This is a genomic window from Flavobacterium sp. KKT103 (assembly GCF_055640565.1).
Genome location: NZ_CM145766.1, coordinates 1,600,975 through 1,622,828 on the forward strand (window position 1 = coordinate 1,600,975; position 21,854 = coordinate 1,622,828).

Sequence of the window (21,854 nt, forward strand, 5' to 3'; positions counted from 1 at the left end):
ATGAAATTTTTAATAATCGAACAAGATTTACGTGTCTCTGGGACCAGTCAAGGTATTATATCAAGGTCATTTTTATCGAAATTAAGAATGGCGAAACCACATTCGATAATCGATGTGGTTTATTTAAAACAATACGTAAGTGATGATCAACTGGAATTATTACCAGTTAATTCAATTCAAGAGCACATTTTAGATCTAAAAATTCCATTTACAGTTAAATGGTTTAATAAAATATATTGGCGATTATTTCATGTTTCTTTAAAAGAGCAATATATTCATAAAACATATGGATCTTACATTGCTAAAATTGATTTCGAACAGTACGAACATATATTCATTAGAAGTGCAGGTTTGGAGCATGAAACCATATTAGGATCGAAAGACTTACCAATTTTAAAAAGGGCAGTTCTCACTTTTCATGAGCCTTACCCTGTTTTTTGGTGTGCAGGGACCCACAATAGCTTGTCTAATTTAGAGCTTTTTAGATTAAAAAAAATGCAAGAAGTGGTTTCACAGGCAAAATGCTGTATGGCCAATGCTTTACTCTCTGAAGATTTATCCTATTTATATGGCTCAAAAAAGAAATTTTATGTATTACCGCACCAATACTCTGAGGATATTTTTGATTTGACAGAAATTAGTCAAGTCTTTAAAAAAGAAAAAAAAATTACAATCTCTTACCACGGTGCAATCCAATTTGGTAGAGATATTTTGATTCTCCTAGATGCTTATCGTGCTTTGCTAGAAACTAATTCCAAATTCAAGGATGAAACGGAGTTTATTTTAAGAGTAAAAGGAATAAATATAAAGTTTTTAAAAGCGCGCTATGCAACAGTTCCAAATATTATAATTTTAGATACTGTAAATTTTTCAAATTCAGCTTATGAACAAATTCATTTGACAGATATAAATGTTATTCTTGAAAATGGCCCTTTGTATTGTAATATTTTGGTTGGTAAAGCACCCTTTTTGGCATCTTTTAATAAACCCGTATTTTCTCTATCGCCAGGAAGAAGTGAAATGCGCAGAATAATAAAAGACGAGCAGTTTATTGCTCAGTGTGATGATAAAGAAGAAATTAAAGAAAAATTAGAAAATTTAATTGTAAATCGAATGGCTACTGATGAACCAGTTTATCCTTTTGGAGATTATTTTACTGACGAAAATTTCACAAAGTTGTTAGATAAAGTTCTTCATTTACAATAGTGTATTCACCAAATATACTATTGTATCGGTCCATACAAATACCAAAACAATATTTTTTATATATCTTCTATGATAAACGAATTTACCGATTTAAAATTATCAAAAAATAACCTAGAATCATTTATTATTAGATCGGAAATTTTAAAAGCAATTTCAGTCGCTATACCAACGTTTCATGGTGAAGTTTTAGATTCAGGATGTGGATGCATGCCTTACAAAGAATTAGTTTTGAAAAACAAACTAGTTAAAAAGTACGTTGGGATGGATATTGAATATGGCTTAAATTACAGTAATGTAAAGCCGGATATACTATGGGATGGCGTAGTAATGCCGTTCGATGATAATCATTTTGATGTCGTTATTTCTACTGAAGTGCTAGAACATATTGCAGATCCTTATTTATATTTACATGAGGTAAAAAGAGTTTTAAAGCCAGGAGGATCTTTTTTTTTTACGGTTCCATTTTTAATGTCTTTGCATGAAGTTCCTCATGATTATTATAGATACACTCCTTACGCATTAGATCGTATTTTCAAAAAGGTAGAATTTGACACCATAAAAATTAAACCAATGGGTGGTTACCATGCAGCTGTTGCTCATATGCTTGGTCTATGGGTGAATATGTTTTTGTGGGGTAACAAGAAAAAATTAATGAGAATAATTGTTCAACCCATTATTAGTATCCTTTACAAGAACGACAAACCACCATTAAACTTTAAAAAATCAACAATGATAGTTGGTTTAACTGGTACAGTAAGAAAACCGTTTTAAAAGAGAATTTTCTCTTTGAATCAATAAAGTTTTTAATTGAATAGTTATCTGTTTTTACTTAAAAAGTACAGGTAAAGTAATAAAAAGTGAAATAGCGAGTTTTTATGACCAAATGTTTATTTTGTAAAAGCACATCGGTAAAAAAAGTACAAAAAATCCCCGTCAGATGGATTGCTGATTTATATAAATCAGAATTAAATATAGATGTGATTAGTGAATTTAAGGATTTGGTAGCAATTGATGCAATCCAATGTGCAAAATGTCATCTTGTGTTTTTTAGTCCTACTATAGCTGGATCTGAAATTTTTTATGAAAATTTGCAGAAATCATCTAAATCTTACTATTCTTCAGTTAGACCCGAATTTTTTGAAGCCTTTAAATTTATTCTTCCAACTGATAAAGTACTGGAAATAGGAGCGGGTGACGCTTTATTTGCAAAATTATTGAATAACAATAATTACGTTGGTTTAGAATTTAACGATGAGGCTATTGCTAAAGCAAAGTTAAAAGAGATAACATTAAAGAAAATTTCTATAGAAGATTTTTCGAAATTAGAACTTCAGAAATTTGATGTGGTGTGTTCTTTTCATGTATTAGAACATGTTCAAAATCCATATTCATTTATTGAAAGTTCACTTAAAACTATCAAAAAAGGAGGCTATTTTATATGTGCGTTCCCCTGTGCTGATTCTTATTACACTAAAAACCATAATCATGTTTTAAATATTCCACCTCATCACACAACACGATGGAGTAAATGTACAATTGAAGCCATCTGTCAAACTTTTGACTTGACTCTGGAATATGTCTTTCATGAAGAAATAATAAGCTCCATGGATTATTTGGAAAAAAAAATAATTACGAATTTAATTAATCTTGTAAATCCCAAGCATAAAATTTTATGTGATCCTAAAAAGCTTAATTTGATAAGTAAGGTTGTAAAGAAAATAAATAGATCGTTTAAGCTTTATACTTTATTTAGTGCAAATAATTATGTAGGAAAAAATATTTTAATGGTTGCAAAGAAAAACTAATTAAAAATGAAAATACTTTTTATTTCGATGCCTTCTATTCATGCTATTCGTTGGATTGAAAATTTAAAGGAAAGCGAGCATGAGTTATATTGGTACGATGTGTTAAATAGAGGGGAATTAAAAATATTTCCAGCAGTGACCCAATATTATTCTAAAAACAGTCGTAAAGTCAGCTATTTAAAGGGAGAGTACTTTTTGTCAAGGAGATTTCCCGGTTTATATAATTACTTGAAGAAATTTCTGGAAGTGACTCCCAATGAATCGTTAGAAAGTATTATAAATGAAATAAAACCAGATTGTATACATAGTTTTGAAATGCAAGCATGTTCTTATCCCATTCTTAATACTATGAAGAAACATCCCAACATAAAATGGATTTATTCATGTTGGGGTAATGACTTATATTTTTACGGAAAAATCAAATACCATCAATCCAAAATAAATCAAATTCTGACCCGAGTGGATTATATGCATGCAGATTGTTTAAGAGATTTTACAATTGCAAAACATTTAGGATTTAATGGTTCTTTTTTAGGAGTTATTCCTACAGGAGGTGGTTATGATTTGACGAAATTATCACTATATAAACAAATAATCAAGGACAGAAAAATAATTTTAATTAAAGGTTATCAACATGTATTTGGTAGAGCGATAAATGTAATTAAAGCAATTGAGTCTATTTATTTGAATTATCCATCTTTTGAATTTGTTGTATTTGGAGCACATCAAGCTACAATGTCCTATGTTATTAATAATAGTTTACCTTTTAAAGTTTATGGTAGAAATGATTTACCTCATGACGAACTTTTGCAACTTATGGGTAAATCATTGTTATATATAGGAAACAACATCTCTGATGGTATGCCTAATACGCTTTTAGAAGCGATAATAATGGGAGCTTTTCCTATCCAATCCAATCCTGGTAATGCTTCATCCGAGATTATAGAGGATGGAGTTAATGGTTTTTTAATACAAGATGCAGAAGATATTGAGGATATAAAGCTAAAAGTTAGTAATGCTTTAGGAGATATTAATCTTATCGAAAGTGCTCACATTTACAATCTACATTTAGCAAATCAAAAATTAGATTATAATGTTAATAAAGCAAAAATAAATCTACTATACGATACTGTTTTAAAATGCGACTAGGCTTAAACCCACATAAAGATCAACTGCTCGAAGCCACCGCTTACGTGCATCAAATTATTATGCCCGTTTATATCCCAAATCTAGAGGGTTATTTTAAGGATAGTTATGCCATTTTACAACTTAGTTTAGATTCAATTTTAGCTACTATTCACAATAGAACATTTATTACGGTTGTAAATAATGGTAGTTGCGATGCCGTTATTAATTATTTGAACCAATTATTCGAACAGCATAAAATTCATGAAATTATTCATACAGGAAGTATAGGTAAATTGAATTCAGTACTAAAAGGACTCGCAGGAAACAATATAGAGTTAGTTACCATAACAGATGCCGATGTGCTTTTTTTACCCAACTGGCAAAACGAAACGCTAACCGTATTTAGAGAAATCCCTAAAGTGGGAGTCGTGGGTATCGTGCCTCAGTTTAATATGTTTAAGGCCAATTGTGAAAATATTATTTGCGATAAGCTATTCTCTTCTGTTTTACAATTTATTCCTGTAAAGTCCAGAGAAGGTTTGATTAACTTCTACAAAAGTATTGGATGGGACGAGCACTATAATAAGGACTTCCTAGAATACAGTTTAGGATTAAAGTATAAAAAAACTACAGTTTATGTTGGCTCTGGACATTTTGCAGCGACCTATAAGAAGCAAATGTTCGAACAAATACCAACCTATTTTAATTTTAAATTAGGAGGAAACTCTGAGAATTATTTAGATACGGTTGCTTTAAAAAGTGATTATTGGAGAGTGACGACCTATGATAACTACGCATATCACATGGGTAATACCTTGGAGAACTGGATGCATGAAATTAAATTTGACAAATTAAATCACCAAGAAATAGTACCCTCCAGTTTTCCTATCCGTCTGCCATCAAGTAAGGTAATCATGTTATTAAAGAGGAGGTTCGTTAAAAGTTTTTTACTTAACTCCTTAATTTCAAAATGGTTTTATAGTTACAAGAAGTTGCCAAAACAAATGGTAAGGAACTATAATACTATTTCGGCCATTCCTAAATCACAGCTTTAGGTTATTTGTATATTAATTATGGCAACGATACTATTTTCTATTTTAATAACTACAAAAAACAGACGTGAAGACCTGTCGCTAACGTTGCGTAAAATTCAACATTTGTTGCAACGTGAAGATGTCGAATGTTGTATTTATGATGACGGTTCTATTGATGATACATTTGATTTTGTTAAAAATAACTACCCACAAATCAAGCTGCAGAGAAACGAAAATTCAAAAGGGTATTTATATTGTAGAAATGTATTACTACAGCACACAACTGCAGCCTACGCGATATCTTTAGATGATGACGCCCATTTTGTTACTGAAAACCCGCTTGAGTGTATAAAAAAACATTTTACTCAAAATCCTAATTGTGGTGTGATTGCTCTGCGTATTTTTTGGGGATTGAACTTGCCTGAAAATAGGACTTGTGATGAAGTTGCAATCCCTGTTCAAGGATTCGTAGGCTGTGGACATGTTTGGCGAATGGATGCATGGCATAGTATAGTTGCTTATCCAGAGTGGTTTGAGTTCTACGGTGAGGAAGATTTTGCATCCTATCATTTATTTAAGAAAAAATGGTTTGTTCATTACTTACCTGAAGTGTTGGTACAGCATCGGGTAGCGCTTCAATTACGTAAAGATAAAACGGATTATAGTAGTCGTTTAAGAAACTCATTAAGTTCAGGTTGGTATTTGCTTTTTATGTTTACACCAATCTATTTAATTCCTAGAAAATTTATTTATTCTGTTTGGAAGCAAGTGCAATTAAAAATTTTTAAAGGTGACAAAATGGCTTTGAAGGCACTTTTACTGGCAATTTTTGATTTAATTTGTGCGTTACCTAAAATTTTAAAAGGTAGTAATCGATTAAGTAAAAAAGAATTTTTGTTGTATCAACAACTACCTAAGACTAAAATATATTGGATCCCGAACGAAGTTAACTTGGTTGAAAATCAGTAGAGATATGAAAACGATAGCTATAATTCCTGCTCGCGGAGGTTCAAAACGGTTACCAAATAAAAATGTTATATTGCTAAATGGTATGCCACTTATTGCTCATTCCATTTTGTACGCCCAAGCAAATGTCAAAGTGATAGATGAGGTATATGTATCAACAGATGACGCTACTATAAAGAAGATTGCAATTGCCTACGGTGCAAAAGTTATTGATAGGCCGATCGAAATTTCGGGTGATCTGGAACCAACGGTTAGTGCCTTGCAACATGTTTTAAAAAGTATCGATGATAAAATCGAATCCGTTATTTTACTACAGCCGACAAATCCGTTACGACCAGAAAACTTACTAAATGAAGCTTTTGAAAAATACAAAAGTGGCGCTCTTGAGAGTCTTTTTTCAGTAACTCGAAGTCATCAAAAGTTGGGGAAAATTGCGGGAAATAGATTCCATCCTTTCAATTATGAAATTGGACAGCGTTCTCAAGATTTAGAACCTTTGTTTTTTGAAAATGGATTGCTTTATATTGCAAAAGCGGTTTTGATAAGTAAAGGAACAATTATTTCTGAAAACAGTTTTCCATTTGAAGTAGATCATGTTTTTGCCAAAGTCGATATCGATACCCAAGATGATTTAGAGTATGCAGAGTATTTAATAGAGAAACTTAAATAGCGTAGAGAATAAAATTTATGAATTATATAGAAATAGCTGGACGAAAAATAGGCACCGATTTTCCACCTTTAGTAATTGCTGAAATAGGGATTAATCATGAAGGGTCATTGGCTATAGCCAAAGAGATGGTCGATGCCGCAAAGCGTGCAGGGGTAGAAGTCGTAAAACACCAAACCCATATTGTCGAGGATGAAATGAGTGGTGCTGCCAAAAAAGTAATTCCGGGCAATGCTACCGTTTCTATTTATGAAATTATGGAACGCTGTTCACTAAATGAAAGCGATGAACTTGAATTAAAAAAGTATGTCGAAAGCAAAGGAATGATTTTTATTTCGACACCATTTTCTAGAGCTGCCGCTGATAGATTAGAAAAATTTGGAGTTCAAGCTTATAAAATTGGTTCGGGGGAGTGCAATAATTATCCTTTGTTAGAGCACATCGCTTCTTTTGGAAAACCGGTAATTTTAAGTACCGGAATGAATACCATTGAAAGTGTCGCCAAAGCAGTTGCAATTTTCGATAAGCATAAAGTTCCTGTAGCACTTTTACATACCACTAATTTATATCCCACACCTGTAAATTTAGTTCGTTTTGGAGCGATGACACAATTGCACGAGGCTTTCCCAGACAAAGTTTTTGGATTGTCAGATCATACTTTAAATAACAATGCCTGTTTGGGTGCTGTAGCTTTGGGAGCTAGTATTCTAGAGCGTCATTTTACGGATACGATGCAACGTACAGGTCCAGATATTGTGTGTAGCATGGACGAAAATGCTTGCGCAAATTTAATTGTAGCCTCAAATGAAATTTGGCAAATGCGAGGTGGTAGTAAAGAACCAGCTAAGGAGGAACAGGTTACAATTGATTTTGCTTTTGCTACGGTTTGCAGTATTGCACCTATTAAAAAAGGAGATTTACTGACTATGGATAATATTTGGGTAAAACGACCTGGAACAGGTGCAATATTAGCAATTCATTTTAACGACCTAATCGGGAAAATAGCAAGTAGAGATATTGATAATGATGAGCAGTTAAATTTTGAAGATTTTAAATGATAAGGGCTTCGACTCCGCTTAGCTTGACAATGATATTTGAAGCAACGATTGTCAATTCGAGTGTAGTCGAGAATCTATTTATGATAGAACGGGAATAATTGAACAAGGGTTTCAACTCCGCTCATCCTGACAGTGGTATTTAAAACAACGATTGTCAATTCGAGCGGAGTCGAGAATCTATTTATGGTGAAAGATGAATAATAAAACAAAGGCTTCGACTCCGCTCAGCCTGACAGTGGTATTTTAAACAACGATTGTCAATTCGAGCGGAGTCAAGAATCTATTCATAATAAAACAAGAGCTTCTACTTTGCTTAGCCGAACAGTGGTACTTGAAACAACGATTGTCAATTCGAGCGGAGTCGAGAATCTATTTATGGTGAAAGATGAATAATAAAACAAAGGCTTCGACTCCGCTCAGCCTGACAGTGGTATTTTAAACAACGATTGTCAATTCGAGCGGAGTCAAGAATCTATTCATAATAAAACAAGAGTTTCGACTCCGCTCACCCTGACAGTGGAATTTAAAACAACTATTGTCAATTCGAGCGGAGTCGAGAATCTATTTATGATAGAACGGGAATAATTGAACAAGAGTTTCGACTCCGCTCACCCTGACAGTGGAATTTAAAACAACTATTGTCAATTCGAGCGGAGTCGAGAATCTACTTTAGTAAAAACGTGAATAATAAAACAAGAGCTTCTATTTTGCTTAGCCTGACAGTAGTACTTTAAACAACGATTGTCAATTCGAGCGGAGTCGAGAATCTCAAAATATAAAAAGTGCTCTAATGAAATTTTATTATGTTTATTTATTAAAATGTAAAGATGATTCTTATTATGTAGGAATCACATCAGATATAGATAGGCGATTAGTGGAGCACAACGCAGGGAATTATCCTGATGCATATACTTTTAAACGTAGACCTGTGGCGTTAATGTGGTATCAAGAATTTACAGATCCTAATCAAGCAATCGAGTTTGAAAAGAAAATAAAAAAATGGAGTAGAGCTAAGAAAGAAGCGCTTATAAAAGATGATTTTGATCTGTTGCCTTTTCTATCAGAGTGTAAAAACGAATCACATTCAAAAAACAAAGGCTTCGACACCGCTCATCCTGACAGTGGTATTTAAAACAACGATTGTCAATTCGAGCGGAGTCGAGAATCTAGTTATGGTGAAAGATTAATAATAAAACAAGAGCTTCTACTTTGCTTAGCCGAACAGTGGTATTTAAAACAACGATTGTCAATTCGAGCGGAGTCGAGAATCTATTTATGGTGAAAGATGAATAATAAAACAAAGGCTTCGACTCCGCTCAGCCTGACAGTGGTGATTGAAACAACGATTGTCAATTCGAGCGGAGTCAAGAATCTATTCATAATAAAACAAGAGCTTCTACTTTGCTTAGCCGAACAGTGGTACTTTAAATAACGATTGTCAATTCGAGCGGAGTCGAGAATCTATTTATGGTGAAAGATGAATAATAAAACAAAGGCTTCGACTCCGCTTAGCTTGACAATGATATTTGAAGCAACGATTGTCAATTCGAGTGTAGTCGAGAATCTATTTATGGTGAAAGATGAATAATAAAACAAAGGCTTCGACTCCGCTTAGCTTGACAATGATATTTGAAGCAACGATTGTCAATTCGAGTGTAGTCGAGAATCTATTTATGATAGAACGGGAATAATTGAACAAGAGTTTCGACTCCGCTCACCCTGACAGTGGAATTTAAAACAACTATTGTCAATTCGAGCGGAGTCAAGAATCTATTCATAATAAAACAAGAGCTTCTACTTTGCTTAGCCTGACAGTAGTACTTTAAACAACGATTGTCAATTCGAGCGGAGTCGAGAATCTATTTATGATAGAACGGGAATAATTGAACAAGAGTTTCGACTCCGCTCACCCTGACAGTGGAATTTAAAACAACTATTGTCAATTCGAGCGGAGTCGAGAATCTACTTTAGTAAAAACGTGAATAATAAAACAAGAGCTTCTATTTTGCTTAGCCTGACAGTAGTACTTTAAACAACGATTGTCAATTCGAGCGGAGTCGAGAATCTCAAAATATAAAAAGTGCTCTAATGAAATTTTATTATGTTTATTTATTAAAATGTAAAGATGATTCTTATTATGTAGGAATCACATCAGATATAGATAGGCGATTAGTGGAGCACAACGCAGGGAATTATCCTGATGCATATACTTTTAAACGTAGACCTGTGGCGTTAATGTGGTATCAAGAATTTACAGATCCTAATCAAGCAATCGAGTTTGAAAAGAAAATAAAAAAATGGAGTAGAGCTAAGAAAGAAGCGCTTATAAAAGATGATTTTGATCTGTTGCCTTTTCTATCAGAGTGTAAAAACGAATCACATTCAAAAAACAAAGGCTTCGACACCGCTCATCCTGACAGTGGTATTTAAAACAACGATTGTCAATTCGAGCGGAGTCGAGAATCTATTTATGGTGAAAGATGAATAATAAAACAAAGGCTTCGACTCCGCTCAGCCTGACAGTGGTGATTGAAACAACGATTGTCAATTCGAGCGGAGTCAAGAATCTATTCATAATAAAACAAGAGCTTCTACTTTGCTTAGCCGAACAGTAGTACTTTAAACAACGATTGTCAATTCGAGCGGAGTCGAGAATCTATTTATAATAAAACGGGAATAATAAAACAAGAGCTTCGACTCCGCTCAGCCTGACAGTGGTATTTAAAACAACGATTGTCAATTCGAGCGGAGTCGAGAATCTAGTTATGGTGAAAGATTAATAATAAAACAAAGGCTTCGGCTCCGCTCAGCCTGACGAAGATACTTGAAGCAACGATTGTCAATTCGAGTGGAGTCGAGAATCTATTTATAATAAAACGGGAATAATAAAACAAGAGCTTCGACTCCGCTCAGCCTGACAGTGGTATTTAAAACAACGATTGTCAATTCGAGCGGAGTCGAGAATTTATTCATAATAAAACGTGAATAATAAAACAAGGGCTTCGACTTCACTCAGCCTGACGATAGCAAATAAAGCAATGAAAAAAATAATATTCTTAACCGGCACTCGTGCTGATTTTGGTAAAATAAAATCACTAATTTCAGTATTGGATGTGCATCCCGATTTTGAAGTGCATGTGGTTGTCACTGGGATGCATTTGCAAATAGAATATGGTTATACCTTGTTAGAAATTCAACGCTGTGATTTTAAAAACATTCATACATTTGAAAATCATACCCATGAAACTACTATGGACTTGACTTTAGCTAAGACTATAGAAGGTTTGTCGGGTTTTACTAAAAAGATAAATCCCGATTTAATTGTGGTGCACGGTGATAGAGTAGAGACTTTGGCTGGCGCGATAGTAGGCTCTTTAAATAATATTTTAGTTGCACATGTTGAGGGAGGTGAGTTATCAGGAACTGTCGACGAATTAATCAGGCACAGTGTTAGTAAATTGAGCCATATTCACTTTGTTTCTAACGAGGATGCTGCCAAGCGATTATTGCAGATGGGCGAAACAGAATCTTCTGTTTTTACTATTGGTTCTCCTGATATTGATATTATGTTCTCAGAAGACCTACCAAATCTAACTGTTGTCAAGGAGTATTACCAAATTGAATTTGAAAAATATGCAATAGTTATGTTTCATCCCGTAACCACTGAGGCAAGTGAAATGAAGGAGTACGCTACAAATTTTGTTAGTAGTTTATTGGAAGACAATCATAATTATGTAGTAATCTACCCTAACAATGACCTAGGAAGTGGCTTTATACTAGAACAATATAAAAGGTTGAAAAATAACAGTCGTTTTAGAGTTTTTCCATCGTTGCGTTTTGAATATTTTTTGACTTTACTTAAAAACGCACAATTTATAATAGGTAACAGTAGTGCAGGTATAAGAGAAGCACCTTATTACGCTATACCTATTATTAATATTGGGACACGCCAACAAAATAGAGCAGTTCATGCTGATATTATTAATATTGACTACGAAAAAGCAGCTATAATCAACGCTTTAAAAACAATAGATTGCCATAGCGAAAATGAAGCTGTGGGTGATTTTGGAAAAGGAAATAGCACACAATTGTTTTTAGACGCCATCGAAAATGATAATTTGTGGGCAATTAATCATCAAAAACAATTTAGAGAAATTTAATTATTAGATTTTATATCAAGTCAACAAATGCTTTCTGTAACTAACTATCATTACATTCGGACTAATTTTGAAGCCTCTTATCCCAGTATTTTTGGGATCAAACCTATGGAATTTGAAAAGCAATTAGATGCTTTACAAAAAACAGGCACCTTCATACATCCAAATGAATTAGTACTTGATCCAGAAAAAATAATAGCATCAAATGAAAATTATATTTTAATTACATTTGATGATGGATTAAAGGAGCAGTTTGATTTGGCTTTACCAATACTCGAAAAATTAGGAATTCCAGCTCTGTTTTTTATCAATACACTGAATCATGTCGAAAAAAAAGTTAGTCTCGTACACAAAATACATTTAGTAAGATCAGTGGTATCTACAGCTATTTTATATGATAGAATTAAAAAATTCACAAATAGAACACTTACCAATGACCAAATTCAAGATTCAATGCATTTTTATCGTTTTGATCGTAAGGAAAGTGCTGAATTTAAATATTTCTTAAATGTTGTATTAGATTATAAGACCCAAGAAGCATTTATTAATCAAATTTTCAACAACTACTTTGACGAAAAACTAGTTGTGGAGGATTTATACATGAGTACAAATCAATTAAAGGAATTGATTGATCGAGGTTTTGTGGGTAGCCATACCCATTCTCATATACCTTTAGGACTTTACGATGAAAAAACAATAAAAAGAGAGTTAAACATATCAAAAACGTATCTGGAAAATCTAGGAAATAAAAAAATAGAATGTGTGTCTTATCCCTATGGAACGGCGGAAGCTGTTTCACAACTTGTTGTGAGTACTGCAAGAGAAGTAGGATATAAATTTGGTTTTACAACTAAACCATTAATAAATGAAAACAAAGTTGATTATCTTTTATTAAATCGATTTGATTGTAATGACAGTATTGGCGGAAAGAATTTTAAATAAATTTTTATGATTATACGTGAAGCTGAGCTTAAAGATTGGGATGTGTTAGAGCTTTTTTTTAAGAAAATCTATAGGGCACATCATCCGTTGCACAATAAAGAATTTTGGGCTTGGCAATTTGGGGATAAAGCCTTTGGCAGATCATTTATCTGTTTGAATGCTGATGGAATGGTTGTTGGGCATGTAGGAGCTAGTTTTGCCGGTGAACTTTCCTGGATTATTAATGTTTTCCTTGATAAGGAATATCGTGGTCAAGGTGTTTTAGGACAACTTTATAGTCTTGCTAGAAACTATTATCCCTTAGCAGCAACTGCAGCAAATGAGGCTGGCTTGGGGCTGTATAGAAATATGCGTTGGTTCAGGTATTTTGACTTAGTGCGATATGTTAAAGTCAATCCAAATTTAGAAGATAAAAGTTTTAAAAGTGTTTGTAAAAATATAAGTGTTGATGTAGAAAAATGGAGAGTTGCTGATACACATTATTTTAAACAGCCTTCATTAAAAGGAATTGTATTGTCAGATGGGTCGAGAGCCGTTAGTCAAGAAAGTGCTGGAGGCTTACGATTAGTCGAAATAGAAAATCTAAATGATCTAGAAACTCAGGCTTGGCATTTAGGATACAATTGGATTGATTATGTGACCTCTTGGAACGATTTGCATATTGTTAGTTTAGAGAAAAATAATTGGACTTTAGATTACAAAAATGTAGTCCCTTGGCGATTGAACCCTGTCGAAGAAAATTACTTTTGTGATATTACTTTTTTATCTGAGCAGCCTTTGGATAAGGAGTTTGTTGTTAAAAGAAATTTTTCGGATCATGGTAGAGTTGGGAGTATTTAAAAGTTAGTAAATGAATCAAAATAAAATATTAGTATTACTCCCCGATGGAATTGGCTTACGAAATTTTGCGTATTCTGATTTTTATGATTTGGGAAAAAAGGAAAATTTCGAAATCGTTTACTGGAATAATACTCTATTTCCTTTAACGGATTTAGGGTTGGATGAAATTAAAATTTCGAATGCTAAAACGCATCCGATAACAGATGTTTTAAAAAATGCAAGGAAAAGTATTGAGTTAAATTTAAATATTAAAAAGGCAAATGATGGTGTTTACAATTCGTACCGATTTCCAAATTCTTACAAAACCTTCAAATCAACTGTAAAAAATATTGCTATTAATTTTGTAACCACTTTTTTTTCCTCCAAAAGTGGTTTAAAAAAGGTTAGGCAGATGATTGTATGGACAGAACGTAAAACGCCTTACTATGAACAATGTTTAGCTACACTGATTAAGGAGAAACCTAAAATGGTATTTTGTACGAATCAAAGAATAAGTGCCGCTATAGCTCCTTTGCTAGCTGCTCAAGATTTAAAAATTCCAACAGCTACGTTTGTTTTTTCTTGGGATAATATGCCAAAAGGTACAATGGTCGTAGAAACTGATTATTACTTTGTGTGGAGTGATTTTATGAAAAAAGAGCTACTGTATTATTGTTCTTATGTAAATGAAAGTCAGGTAATTGTTACTGGTACTCCTCAGTTTGAAAATCACTTTCAAAAAGATACTTTTCAAACTAAAGATAGTTTTTTTAATACTTATGATTTAGATGTTGAGAAAAAATATCTTTGTTTTTCTGGAGATGACATCACTACTTCTCCAGACGATCCAGCATATTTAAATGATTTTGCCCAAGCGGTGTCACAATTAAATTTAAAAGGTTATAATCTTGGAATTGTCTTTAGAAGATGTCCTGTCGATATTTCGGGAAGGTATCAATCTATTATCGATAAATACAAAGGCTTAATTGTCGAAATTGCACCACAATGGAAGAATATCGATAATGCGTGGAACACCATTTTACCAACTAAAGAGGATGTTGCTTTATTATCAAATACTATTGCACATTCTGAATTGGTTGTCAACTTAGGATCATCGATGGTTTTTGATTTTGCAACTCAAGGAAAGCCTTGCGCCTACTTTAATTACAATCAAAAAAACAGATCAAATACTAATTGGGATTTACACGAATGCTACAAATATGTTCATTTTCGTTCGATGCTTGATGATGCAGTTGTATGGTTTGATTCTCCAGATGAAATGGCAGATAAAATTGAAATAATGTTGGGAGATCAAGCCTTAAAAATAGTAAAGAATGCTCAAAAATGGTTTCAAATTATAAATCAGCATCCCGCTGATGAGGCTTCAAAGAGAATTTGGCAAGCAATAGCTGAAATTTGTAATAAATAAAAATGTTAAAAGAAATTATTCTATCGGATTACAAAAGATGTGGTATTAAAAAGCTTAGTTTTTCAGCAATTTTAAAAACTTTTATAATCATGCCCAATCCAGGCTTAAAATTTATGACCATTTTTCGTTTAACACAGCATTATAGGAGACGCAATAGATTGTTATTTTATGTTTTCTATATGTGGTTACGAAGGTTGAAAGTCAAGTATGGTTTTGATATTTCATATCGTACAAAAATTGGAAGCGGATTTTACATTGGTCATTTTGGTGGTATTGTAATTCACGGTGATACAGTCATTGGTGATAATTGCAATATATCACAAGGAATTACTTTTGGGGTAAGCAATTATGGAGAGAAAAAAGGGGTTCCGACCATAGGGAATAATGTTTTTGTTGGGCCCGGTGCCTGCGTTTTTGGAGCAATTAACATTGGTGATAATGTGACAATAGGAGCAAATGCTGTTGTAACGAAAAGTATTTCAAGATGTTTGACTGTCACTTGTGCGGATGTAATCGTTATAGAGAAAGATCTTTCGTCCTTTTATATTCACAACACTAATTTGTAAATAAAAAACTTAAATTCGCACCTTCAAATTCGCATCTTTCTATGTTTTTTAATTCCTTGACCTTCGCGGTTTTTTTGCCTATTGTATTTCTGCTGTACTGGTTTGTTTTTAATAAAACAAAGAAGACTCAAAATTTACTGCTTATTTTGGCGAGCTATTATTTCTATTCTTGTTGGGATTGGCGTTTTTTGTTTTTATTGGTTTTTTCTACTTTTTTGGATTATTACACAGGCATCCAAATTGAGAAAAGTGAGAAAGAGAAAACGAGGAAATTTTGGTTTTGGTTGAGTATTGGAATTAATTTGGGTTTTCTCGGAGTATTTAAATATTATAATTTTTTTGCTAGCTCATTTACTGAATTGCTAAATGATTTTGGTTTAAAGTCCTCTCCTTTTTTACTGGACGTAGTACTACCAGTGGGCATTTCATTTTATACTTTTCACGGTTTGTCTTATGTCATCGATATTTACAAAAAAAGAATTAAGGCCGAATATGATTTTGTTGATTACTCCCTTTTTGTATCCTATTTTCCTTTGTTAGTTGCTGGTCCCATTGAGAGGGCTACTCACTTGCTACCGCAAGTAAAAGTAAAACGAAGCTTTGATTTTGAGCTGGCCAAGCAAGGTTTGTTTCAATTCATATGGGGATTGGTTAAAAAAGTAGTTATTGCTGATACTTGTGCAACCTATGCTAATGCTATTTTTGACAATTACAGCAGCATGAATTCTTGGTCACTAATTTTAGGAGCTGTTTATTTTGCTTTTCAAATTTATGGTGATTTCTCAGGATATTCAGATATGGCATTGGGGATGTCAAAATTATTTGGAATCAATTTATTGCGTAATTTCAATTATCCTTATTTTTCTAGAGATATCGCCGAGTTTTGGCGTCGCTGGCACATTTCACTATCATCTTGGTTCAAGGATTACCTTTATATTCCGCTTGGTGGTAGCAAAGGCGGGAAGTCACAACAAGTACGGAATACTTTTATCATATTTGTAGTTAGTGGTTTCTGGCACGGTGCGAATTGGACTTATTTGGCTTGGGGTTTTATAAACGCCTTGTATTTTTTGCCTTTATTATTGCTAAATACAAACAGGTCCAATATCGAAATGGTACAATTAAATTGGAACTTCGATTCTGTAAAAGTAGTTTTCCAAATTTTTTATACCTTTTTATTAGCTTGTTTGGCATGGATTTTCTTTCGAGCGAATTCCATAACGGATGCAGTCCAATATATCAAAAGAATTTTTACTGAAGGACATTTTAGTTCGCAATACTTAACTAACGAACGCTATAATTATGAGATGTTACTAATGATTGGGTTGTTTGTATTAGTAGAGTGGAATAATAGATTGAAAGAGGAACCTATTTCAGGCAAAAATAGTTGGCTGCGTCTTAGTTTTGCCGTTGCTGCAATTTTAGCCTTAGGAACCTACTCAGATTATAAGGAATTTATCTACTTTCAGTTTTAAAAATTATAGTGAATCAATCATGAAAAAGTTTCTGCTTTTTATTTTAAAAATAGTTATTCTGGTTCTATTTCTAGCGGTAGTGCTTGACTTTGGTTACACAATCGTTTATGAAAGATCAAAAAATAGAGGAAAAATCGACTATGTTTTTAACTCAACCGCTCGTACCTATGATGTGGTTGTTCTGGGTTCTTCAAGAGCTAATAATCATTTTGTAACCGAATTATTTGAAAAGAACGGACTGAAAACATTTAATTACGGTATGAGTGGAGGTCATTTACACGAAGCTTCCTTGATCCTTAAATTAATGATTGAAAGAAAGTACGAAATTAAAAATGTGATTCTTGAAGCCGACTTGAATTTGGCCAATGATAAGCGGGCAGATGGTATAGCTGCTAAGTTTTTGCCTTACCTACACAGTTCGCAAATAGTTAAAAATCACTTTAAAAATGAAAAAGATTTTGTCGAACTATATTACATTCCGTTTTATAGGTATCTAAAGTTCGAAACAAGAATTGGCTTTAGAGAAACTTTTTTTGCAAGTATTCATAAAAAATCTAGTTTGACATCGAATGGAGGCTACTATGCTTTAGGAATAAAATCCAAGGGGAACATGAAAAATAATATTTCAAAGCTAAAGCCTTTACCAAATAATAAATATTATGAAGAGATTAAAGCAGTTTGCAAAGCAAATAATATCAATTTTATTGCCGTTATGACTCCTATGTGTGAAAATGTAGTAGGTATGGATTATTTTGAAAAAGTGCATAAATCGTACCCAGAGATTCATAATTATGAAAATGTAGTTATTCAAAACAAATACTTTTCGTCCTGCGGACACATGAACGATGCAGGTGCTCGGATTTTTACCAATGCGATCATTCAAGACTTTTTTAAATCTAAATAATGAAAATAGCATTTTTAACTCCTGAATATCCACATCCTAGAACGGGTACTTCGGGAGGTATCGGTACTAGTATTGAAAATCTAGCCATTGGTCTTGTTGCTGCAGGTTGTGCCGTTAGGATTTTGGTATACGGCCAAGAGTATGATGAGGTTTTTGAAGAGAACGGTATTACAGTACAACGAATTAAGAATGTTAAGATCAAAGGATTGTCATGGTTTTTTACTAGAAAAAAACTAGAACGAATAATTAACCAATTGTACGACAGTCATCAGATAGAGTTAGTTGAAGCGCCTGATTGGACAGGAATAACCTCTTTTATCTCCCCTAAAAAATGTCCAATTGTTATTCGATTGAATGGATCGGACACTTATTTTTGTCATTTAGATGACCGTCCTGTGAAATGGAAGAATAAATTCCATGAAAAAAGAGCTTTGCAAAAAGCAGATGGACTGCTTGCGGTAAGTCAGTTTACGGCTGATATGACCAATAAAGTTTTTGGATTAAATAAAAGCTTTACCATTATTCCTAATTCTATTAATGTAGCCTCTTTTCGAAGAATTCAGCAAGTAGAAATAGTGCCCAATACCATTTTATATTTTGGAAGTTTAATTCGCAAAAAAGGATTGTTAGAACTGCCACTTATTTTTAATGAAGTCATAAAAGATAATCCGTCTGCTCAATTAATTTTAGTAGGTAAAGATGTGATTGATGTCATTTCAGGCAGTCAGTCAACCTGGGGAATGATGCAGGATTTGTTTAGTAAAGATGCAATATCTAAGGTTTCATATTTAGGTAGTGTTCCCTATAGTGAGATTCAAAAACATGTAAATCAAGCTGCTGTATGTGTGTTTCCCTCTTTTGCCGAAGCATTACCCGTTTCTTGGATTGAAGCAATGGCAATGGAAAAGCCAGTTGTGGCTTCGAATATTGGTTGGGCAACTGATGTTATAGAGAATGGAATAAGTGGGTTTTTGATACATCCAAAGGAGCATGTTAGATATGCCAAAGCAATTAACTCTTTACTTGAGAATAGTAAGGAACAACTAAAAATAGGTTCCGCTGCAAGACGGCAAATAGTTCAGAAGTTTGGTATCGATATTGTGGCGAAAAAGAGTGTGTTTTTTTATAAATCATTAATACAGTAGCCTTTGATTTTTATTTTTCACAACGCTAATAAAATTTTAAAAATTGAAGATCAATTAGGGAACGCACTGCTCTTTGACGAACAAGTTTCGATTGTTAAAGGACTGCTACAAATTGCTTTAAAGTATCCTAATAGTTCTATTGTTTGGTGTGCGATAGAGTACCAGGAGTATTTAAATGTAGAAGGACTACATACACTTTTTCATCACGATAGATTAATGCTCTCCTACAATCCGAAAAAGGATACTTATTTAGGAAATAGTATTGGTTACGTTGATGAATCACTCTTTATAAAAGTTAATAAAAAGGTATCTTTTCCAACTTGGCAAATGAGCAGTACTGTAGGAATGATTCATGCTTCAGTTTTAATAGAAGTTGGTGCGGAAATTTCATTTAATTCTAGTTTCGACTATTATTTACACTCTTTGTCCAAATTACTAATGCCAAAAGGACTTTTTTGCTATTCGGAACCCAAGCTTCTAAAAGTGCATAAAGTAAATGATTTTAATGAACAATCCATTTTTACTCTTTTCCGTTTTGTGAAACAACATTACAAAACGAGATGGGTGTTTTTGTTGTTTTTAAATTTTATTATTTACGAAAAGAAATGGGCACTTTTGCCATTTATACATACGATTTTTTATACGAAAAGAAATGCAGATAGTATAAAAATTGATTCTATAAAAGTAGCTTCGTCAAGAAAAGTAATTGCGGAGAAAACTATAGACGTAATTATTCCTACCATCGGACGCAAAGACTATTTGTATGCTGTTTTGCAGGACTTAGCGAAGCAGTCACTACTTCCAAAAAAAGTAATCGTCGTAGAACAAAACCCTTTACAGAATAGTATATCTGAATTAGATTATCTAACCAATGAGAATTGGCCTTTTCAAATTAAACATATTTTCACACGGCAAGCTGGAGCTTGTAATGCTCGAAATTTGGCTCTAAAAGAAGTAGAGCATGAATGGGTTTTTCTCGCAGATGATGATATTGTTTTTAATGCTAATTTTTTTGAGAATGCTTTCTATTCTATCGAACAATATGGATCAGAAGCAGCTTCCTTCTGTTGTTTACAAAAAGGAGAGAAAACTCAATTAAATACCTATATGCAATGGGGTGCCTTTGGTTCTGGCTGTAGTATGATAGCTGCTAAAAGTAGTATGCAATGTCGTTTCGACACAGGCTACGAGTTTGGTTATGGAGAAGATAATGATTTTGGGATGCAATTACGGAATCTAGGGCATGATGTTTTGTATTTTCCGCAACCTGAAATACTGCATTTAAAAGCTCCTATTGGCGGTTTTAGGACAAAGCCGTTTTTAAGTTGGAGTAATGATGAAGTTCAGCCCAAACCTTCACCTACAGTTATGTTATTTCAAATGTCATACAAAACAAAAGAGCAAAACTGGGGATATCAAACTATTTTATTTCTTAAATATTACAGTCAACAACCAATAAAAAATCCTATTAAATATTATAGCACCTTCAAGAAGCAATGGAGTCGTAGCCTTTATTGGGCAGGTAAATTAAATGTATAATAATGAAATTTTCTCTAATAATTTGTACCTACATGCGTGCGCAACCATTGCTCAAGCTATTACAGTCCGTTAAACAGCAGTCCGTTTATCCAGATGAGATTTTAATCGTTGATGGTTCTACTAATGAGTTGACAGCTATTGTTTTACAGGAACATAGTTTTGAAAATCTTAAGTACTTTAAGGTATTAGATAATGATCGTGGGCTGACCAAGCAACGCAATTATGGTGTGGAGCGTGTGGGAACGGAGATAGAGGTAGTCTGTTTTCTAGATGATGATATAGTTCTTGAAATGGATTATTTTAAGGAGTTACTACAAACGTACCAATTATATCCAAAAGCATTGGGTGTAGGAGGATCGATTGTAAATGAAAAAGAATGGAAATATGTAGGAGATGGATATCAACCGTCAGTTAATGAGTTTTATTATGACGGTTGGATACAAAAAGAAGGAAGTCGATTTGTGCTTCGAAAAAAGTTAGGATTAGATAGTGATTGTCCTCCAGGTTATTCTTCGTTGTATTCGCATGGACGAAGTGTGGGGTTTTTACCTCCTAGCGGTAAAACATATCAAGTTGAGATGCTTATGGGTGGTGTTTCGTCCTTTAAGAAATCAGTGTTTAAAACAGTTCAATTTTCTACCTATTTTGAAGGCTATGGACTATATGAAGATGCCGATTTTTCTTTAAGGACGTCTAAAACAGGCCAATTGTATGTTAATACCAAAGCTCAATTGTATCATAACCACGAGCCTTCGGGTCGTCCCAATCAATACCATTACGGTAAAATGGTAGTTCGAAACGGTTGGTACGTGTGGAGGGTAAAAAATCCGAATCCTAATTTTATGGATCAGTTTAAATGGCATGCAATCACGATCGTTTTAATATTAATCCGATTTACCAATATGTTTACTGCACAAAACAAAAAAGAGGCTTTGACCGAAGCAGTGGGACGTACTATTGGTTGGTGGAGTCTGTTGATTAGTACACCAAAATCAAGTAACTGATCTTCTTTAA

At 33.4% G+C, this 21,854-nt stretch carries 20 protein-coding genes; all 20 read left to right on the forward strand.

All coding sequences use genetic code 11. The features are described from left to right. The 20 genes from ACZ2G0_RS06870 to ACZ2G0_RS06965 all read left to right on the forward strand — a co-directional run bounded on the left by ACZ2G0_RS06870 (position 1) and on the right by ACZ2G0_RS06965 (position 21,844). Positions 1-1,206 carry a hypothetical protein gene (locus ACZ2G0_RS06870; RefSeq protein ID WP_470309598.1) on the forward strand — a complete coding sequence of 402 codons (1,206 nt, stop codon included), beginning with the start codon at positions 1-3 and terminating at the stop codon, positions 1,204-1,206. 69 nt (positions 1,207-1,275) lie between these two features. Then, complete coding sequence (locus ACZ2G0_RS06875) at positions 1,276-1,977, forward strand: class I SAM-dependent methyltransferase (protein ID WP_470309599.1); 702 nt, start codon at positions 1,276-1,278, stop codon at positions 1,975-1,977. A 104-nt stretch (positions 1,978-2,081) separates the two neighbouring features. After that, positions 2,082-3,011: a class I SAM-dependent methyltransferase gene (locus ACZ2G0_RS06880; RefSeq protein ID WP_470309600.1), complete on the forward strand. Its 930-nt coding sequence runs from the start codon at positions 2,082-2,084 to the stop codon at positions 3,009-3,011. Between the two features lie 6 nt (positions 3,012-3,017). Beyond that, positions 3,018-4,160, forward strand: a complete 1,143-nt coding sequence (locus ACZ2G0_RS06885; protein WP_470309601.1) for a glycosyltransferase — start codon at positions 3,018-3,020, stop codon at positions 4,158-4,160. Next, positions 4,151-5,194, forward strand: a complete 1,044-nt coding sequence (locus ACZ2G0_RS06890; protein ID WP_470309602.1) for a glycosyltransferase family A protein — start codon at positions 4,151-4,153, stop codon at positions 5,192-5,194. Before ACZ2G0_RS06885 ends, ACZ2G0_RS06890 begins: the two co-directional genes overlap by 10 nt. 18 nt (positions 5,195-5,212) lie before the next feature. Then, positions 5,213-6,142 carry a glycosyltransferase family 2 protein gene (locus tag ACZ2G0_RS06895; protein WP_470309603.1) on the forward strand — a complete coding sequence of 310 codons (930 nt, stop codon included), beginning with the start codon at positions 5,213-5,215 and terminating at the stop codon, positions 6,140-6,142. Positions 6,143-6,146: 4 nt separating this feature from the next. Continuing rightward, a complete protein-coding gene (locus ACZ2G0_RS06900) occupies positions 6,147-6,809 on the forward strand; it encodes an acylneuraminate cytidylyltransferase family protein (RefSeq protein ID WP_470309604.1) in 663 nt (220 codons plus the stop codon). Between the two features lie 17 nt (positions 6,810-6,826). After that, positions 6,827-7,864 carry an N-acetylneuraminate synthase gene (gene neuB, locus ACZ2G0_RS06905; protein ID WP_470309605.1) on the forward strand — a complete coding sequence of 346 codons (1,038 nt, stop codon included), beginning with the start codon at positions 6,827-6,829 and terminating at the stop codon, positions 7,862-7,864. Positions 7,865-8,654: 790 nt separating this feature from the next. Beyond that, the gene (locus ACZ2G0_RS06910; RefSeq protein WP_470309606.1) at positions 8,655-8,996 is read left to right on the forward strand and encodes a GIY-YIG nuclease family protein; all 342 of its coding nucleotides are present in this window, start codon (positions 8,655-8,657) and stop codon (positions 8,994-8,996) included. Positions 8,997-9,952: 956 nt separating this feature from the next. Then, positions 9,953-10,294: a GIY-YIG nuclease family protein gene (locus ACZ2G0_RS06915; protein ID WP_470309606.1), complete on the forward strand. Its 342-nt coding sequence runs from the start codon at positions 9,953-9,955 to the stop codon at positions 10,292-10,294. 608 nt (positions 10,295-10,902) lie between these two features. Beyond that, entirely contained in the window at positions 10,903-12,024 is a 1,122-nt protein-coding gene (neuC, locus tag ACZ2G0_RS06920) for a UDP-N-acetylglucosamine 2-epimerase (protein WP_470309607.1), read from the forward strand. A gap of 105 nt (positions 12,025-12,129) precedes the next feature. Continuing rightward, entirely contained in the window at positions 12,130-12,963 is an 834-nt protein-coding gene (locus ACZ2G0_RS06925) for a polysaccharide deacetylase family protein (protein ID WP_470309608.1), read from the forward strand. 6 nt (positions 12,964-12,969) lie between these two features. Further along, on the forward strand, positions 12,970-13,803 hold the full coding sequence (locus tag ACZ2G0_RS06930; RefSeq protein WP_470309609.1) for a GNAT family N-acetyltransferase: 834 nt from the start codon (positions 12,970-12,972) through the stop codon (positions 13,801-13,803). Between the two features lie 10 nt (positions 13,804-13,813). Further along, entirely contained in the window at positions 13,814-15,211 is a 1,398-nt protein-coding gene (locus ACZ2G0_RS06935; RefSeq protein ID WP_470309610.1) for a UDP-glycosyltransferase, read from the forward strand. Between the two features lie 2 nt (positions 15,212-15,213). After that, entirely contained in the window at positions 15,214-15,777 is a 564-nt protein-coding gene (locus ACZ2G0_RS06940; protein ID WP_470309611.1) for a serine O-acetyltransferase, read from the forward strand. A 41-nt stretch (positions 15,778-15,818) separates the two neighbouring features. Next, the gene (locus ACZ2G0_RS06945) at positions 15,819-17,252 is read left to right on the forward strand and encodes an MBOAT family O-acyltransferase (RefSeq protein WP_470309612.1); all 1,434 of its coding nucleotides are present in this window, start codon (positions 15,819-15,821) and stop codon (positions 17,250-17,252) included. Positions 17,253-17,271: 19 nt separating this feature from the next. Beyond that, positions 17,272-18,156, forward strand: coding sequence for a hypothetical protein (locus ACZ2G0_RS06950; RefSeq protein WP_470309613.1), 885 nt, complete (start codon positions 17,272-17,274; stop codon positions 18,154-18,156). After that, positions 18,156-19,301, forward strand: a complete 1,146-nt coding sequence (locus ACZ2G0_RS06955; protein ID WP_470309614.1) for a glycosyltransferase family 4 protein — start codon at positions 18,156-18,158, stop codon at positions 19,299-19,301. Before ACZ2G0_RS06950 ends, ACZ2G0_RS06955 begins: the two co-directional genes overlap by 1 nt. A gap of 3 nt (positions 19,302-19,304) precedes the next feature. Further along, the gene (locus ACZ2G0_RS06960; RefSeq protein ID WP_470309615.1) at positions 19,305-20,840 is read left to right on the forward strand and encodes a glycosyltransferase family 2 protein; all 1,536 of its coding nucleotides are present in this window, start codon (positions 19,305-19,307) and stop codon (positions 20,838-20,840) included. 2 nt (positions 20,841-20,842) lie between these two features. After that, positions 20,843-21,844: a glycosyltransferase family 2 protein gene (locus tag ACZ2G0_RS06965; protein ID WP_470309616.1), complete on the forward strand. Its 1,002-nt coding sequence runs from the start codon at positions 20,843-20,845 to the stop codon at positions 21,842-21,844. The last annotated feature ends 10 nt before the right edge of the window (positions 21,845-21,854 follow it).

What these genes read in the sequence shown, in the direction of transcription:
- ACZ2G0_RS06870 (WP_470309598.1), top strand. Translation starts at nt 1, where the DNA reads ATGAAATTTTTAATAATCGAACAAGATTTACGTGTCTCTGGGACCAGT.
- ACZ2G0_RS06875 (WP_470309599.1), top strand. Translation starts at nt 1,276, where the DNA reads ATGATAAACGAATTTACCGATTTAAAATTATCAAAAAATAACCTAGAA.
- ACZ2G0_RS06880 (WP_470309600.1), top strand. Translation starts at nt 2,082, where the DNA reads ATGACCAAATGTTTATTTTGTAAAAGCACATCGGTAAAAAAAGTACAA.
- ACZ2G0_RS06885 (WP_470309601.1), top strand. Translation starts at nt 3,018, where the DNA reads ATGAAAATACTTTTTATTTCGATGCCTTCTATTCATGCTATTCGTTGG.
- ACZ2G0_RS06890 (WP_470309602.1), top strand. Translation starts at nt 4,151, where the DNA reads ATGCGACTAGGCTTAAACCCACATAAAGATCAACTGCTCGAAGCCACC.
- ACZ2G0_RS06895 (WP_470309603.1), top strand. Translation starts at nt 5,213, where the DNA reads ATGGCAACGATACTATTTTCTATTTTAATAACTACAAAAAACAGACGT.
- ACZ2G0_RS06900 (WP_470309604.1), top strand. Translation starts at nt 6,147, where the DNA reads ATGAAAACGATAGCTATAATTCCTGCTCGCGGAGGTTCAAAACGGTTA.
- neuB (WP_470309605.1), top strand. Translation starts at nt 6,827, where the DNA reads ATGAATTATATAGAAATAGCTGGACGAAAAATAGGCACCGATTTTCCA.
- ACZ2G0_RS06910 (WP_470309606.1), top strand. Translation starts at nt 8,655, where the DNA reads ATGAAATTTTATTATGTTTATTTATTAAAATGTAAAGATGATTCTTAT.
- ACZ2G0_RS06915 (WP_470309606.1), top strand. Translation starts at nt 9,953, where the DNA reads ATGAAATTTTATTATGTTTATTTATTAAAATGTAAAGATGATTCTTAT.
- neuC (WP_470309607.1), top strand. Translation starts at nt 10,903, where the DNA reads ATGAAAAAAATAATATTCTTAACCGGCACTCGTGCTGATTTTGGTAAA.
- ACZ2G0_RS06925 (WP_470309608.1), top strand. Translation starts at nt 12,130, where the DNA reads ATGGAATTTGAAAAGCAATTAGATGCTTTACAAAAAACAGGCACCTTC.
- ACZ2G0_RS06930 (WP_470309609.1), top strand. Translation starts at nt 12,970, where the DNA reads ATGATTATACGTGAAGCTGAGCTTAAAGATTGGGATGTGTTAGAGCTT.
- ACZ2G0_RS06935 (WP_470309610.1), top strand. Translation starts at nt 13,814, where the DNA reads ATGAATCAAAATAAAATATTAGTATTACTCCCCGATGGAATTGGCTTA.
- ACZ2G0_RS06940 (WP_470309611.1), top strand. Translation starts at nt 15,214, where the DNA reads ATGTTAAAAGAAATTATTCTATCGGATTACAAAAGATGTGGTATTAAA.
- ACZ2G0_RS06945 (WP_470309612.1), top strand. Translation starts at nt 15,819, where the DNA reads ATGTTTTTTAATTCCTTGACCTTCGCGGTTTTTTTGCCTATTGTATTT.
- ACZ2G0_RS06950 (WP_470309613.1), top strand. Translation starts at nt 17,272, where the DNA reads ATGAAAAAGTTTCTGCTTTTTATTTTAAAAATAGTTATTCTGGTTCTA.
- ACZ2G0_RS06955 (WP_470309614.1), top strand. Translation starts at nt 18,156, where the DNA reads ATGAAAATAGCATTTTTAACTCCTGAATATCCACATCCTAGAACGGGT.
- ACZ2G0_RS06965 (WP_470309616.1), top strand. Translation starts at nt 20,843, where the DNA reads ATGAAATTTTCTCTAATAATTTGTACCTACATGCGTGCGCAACCATTG.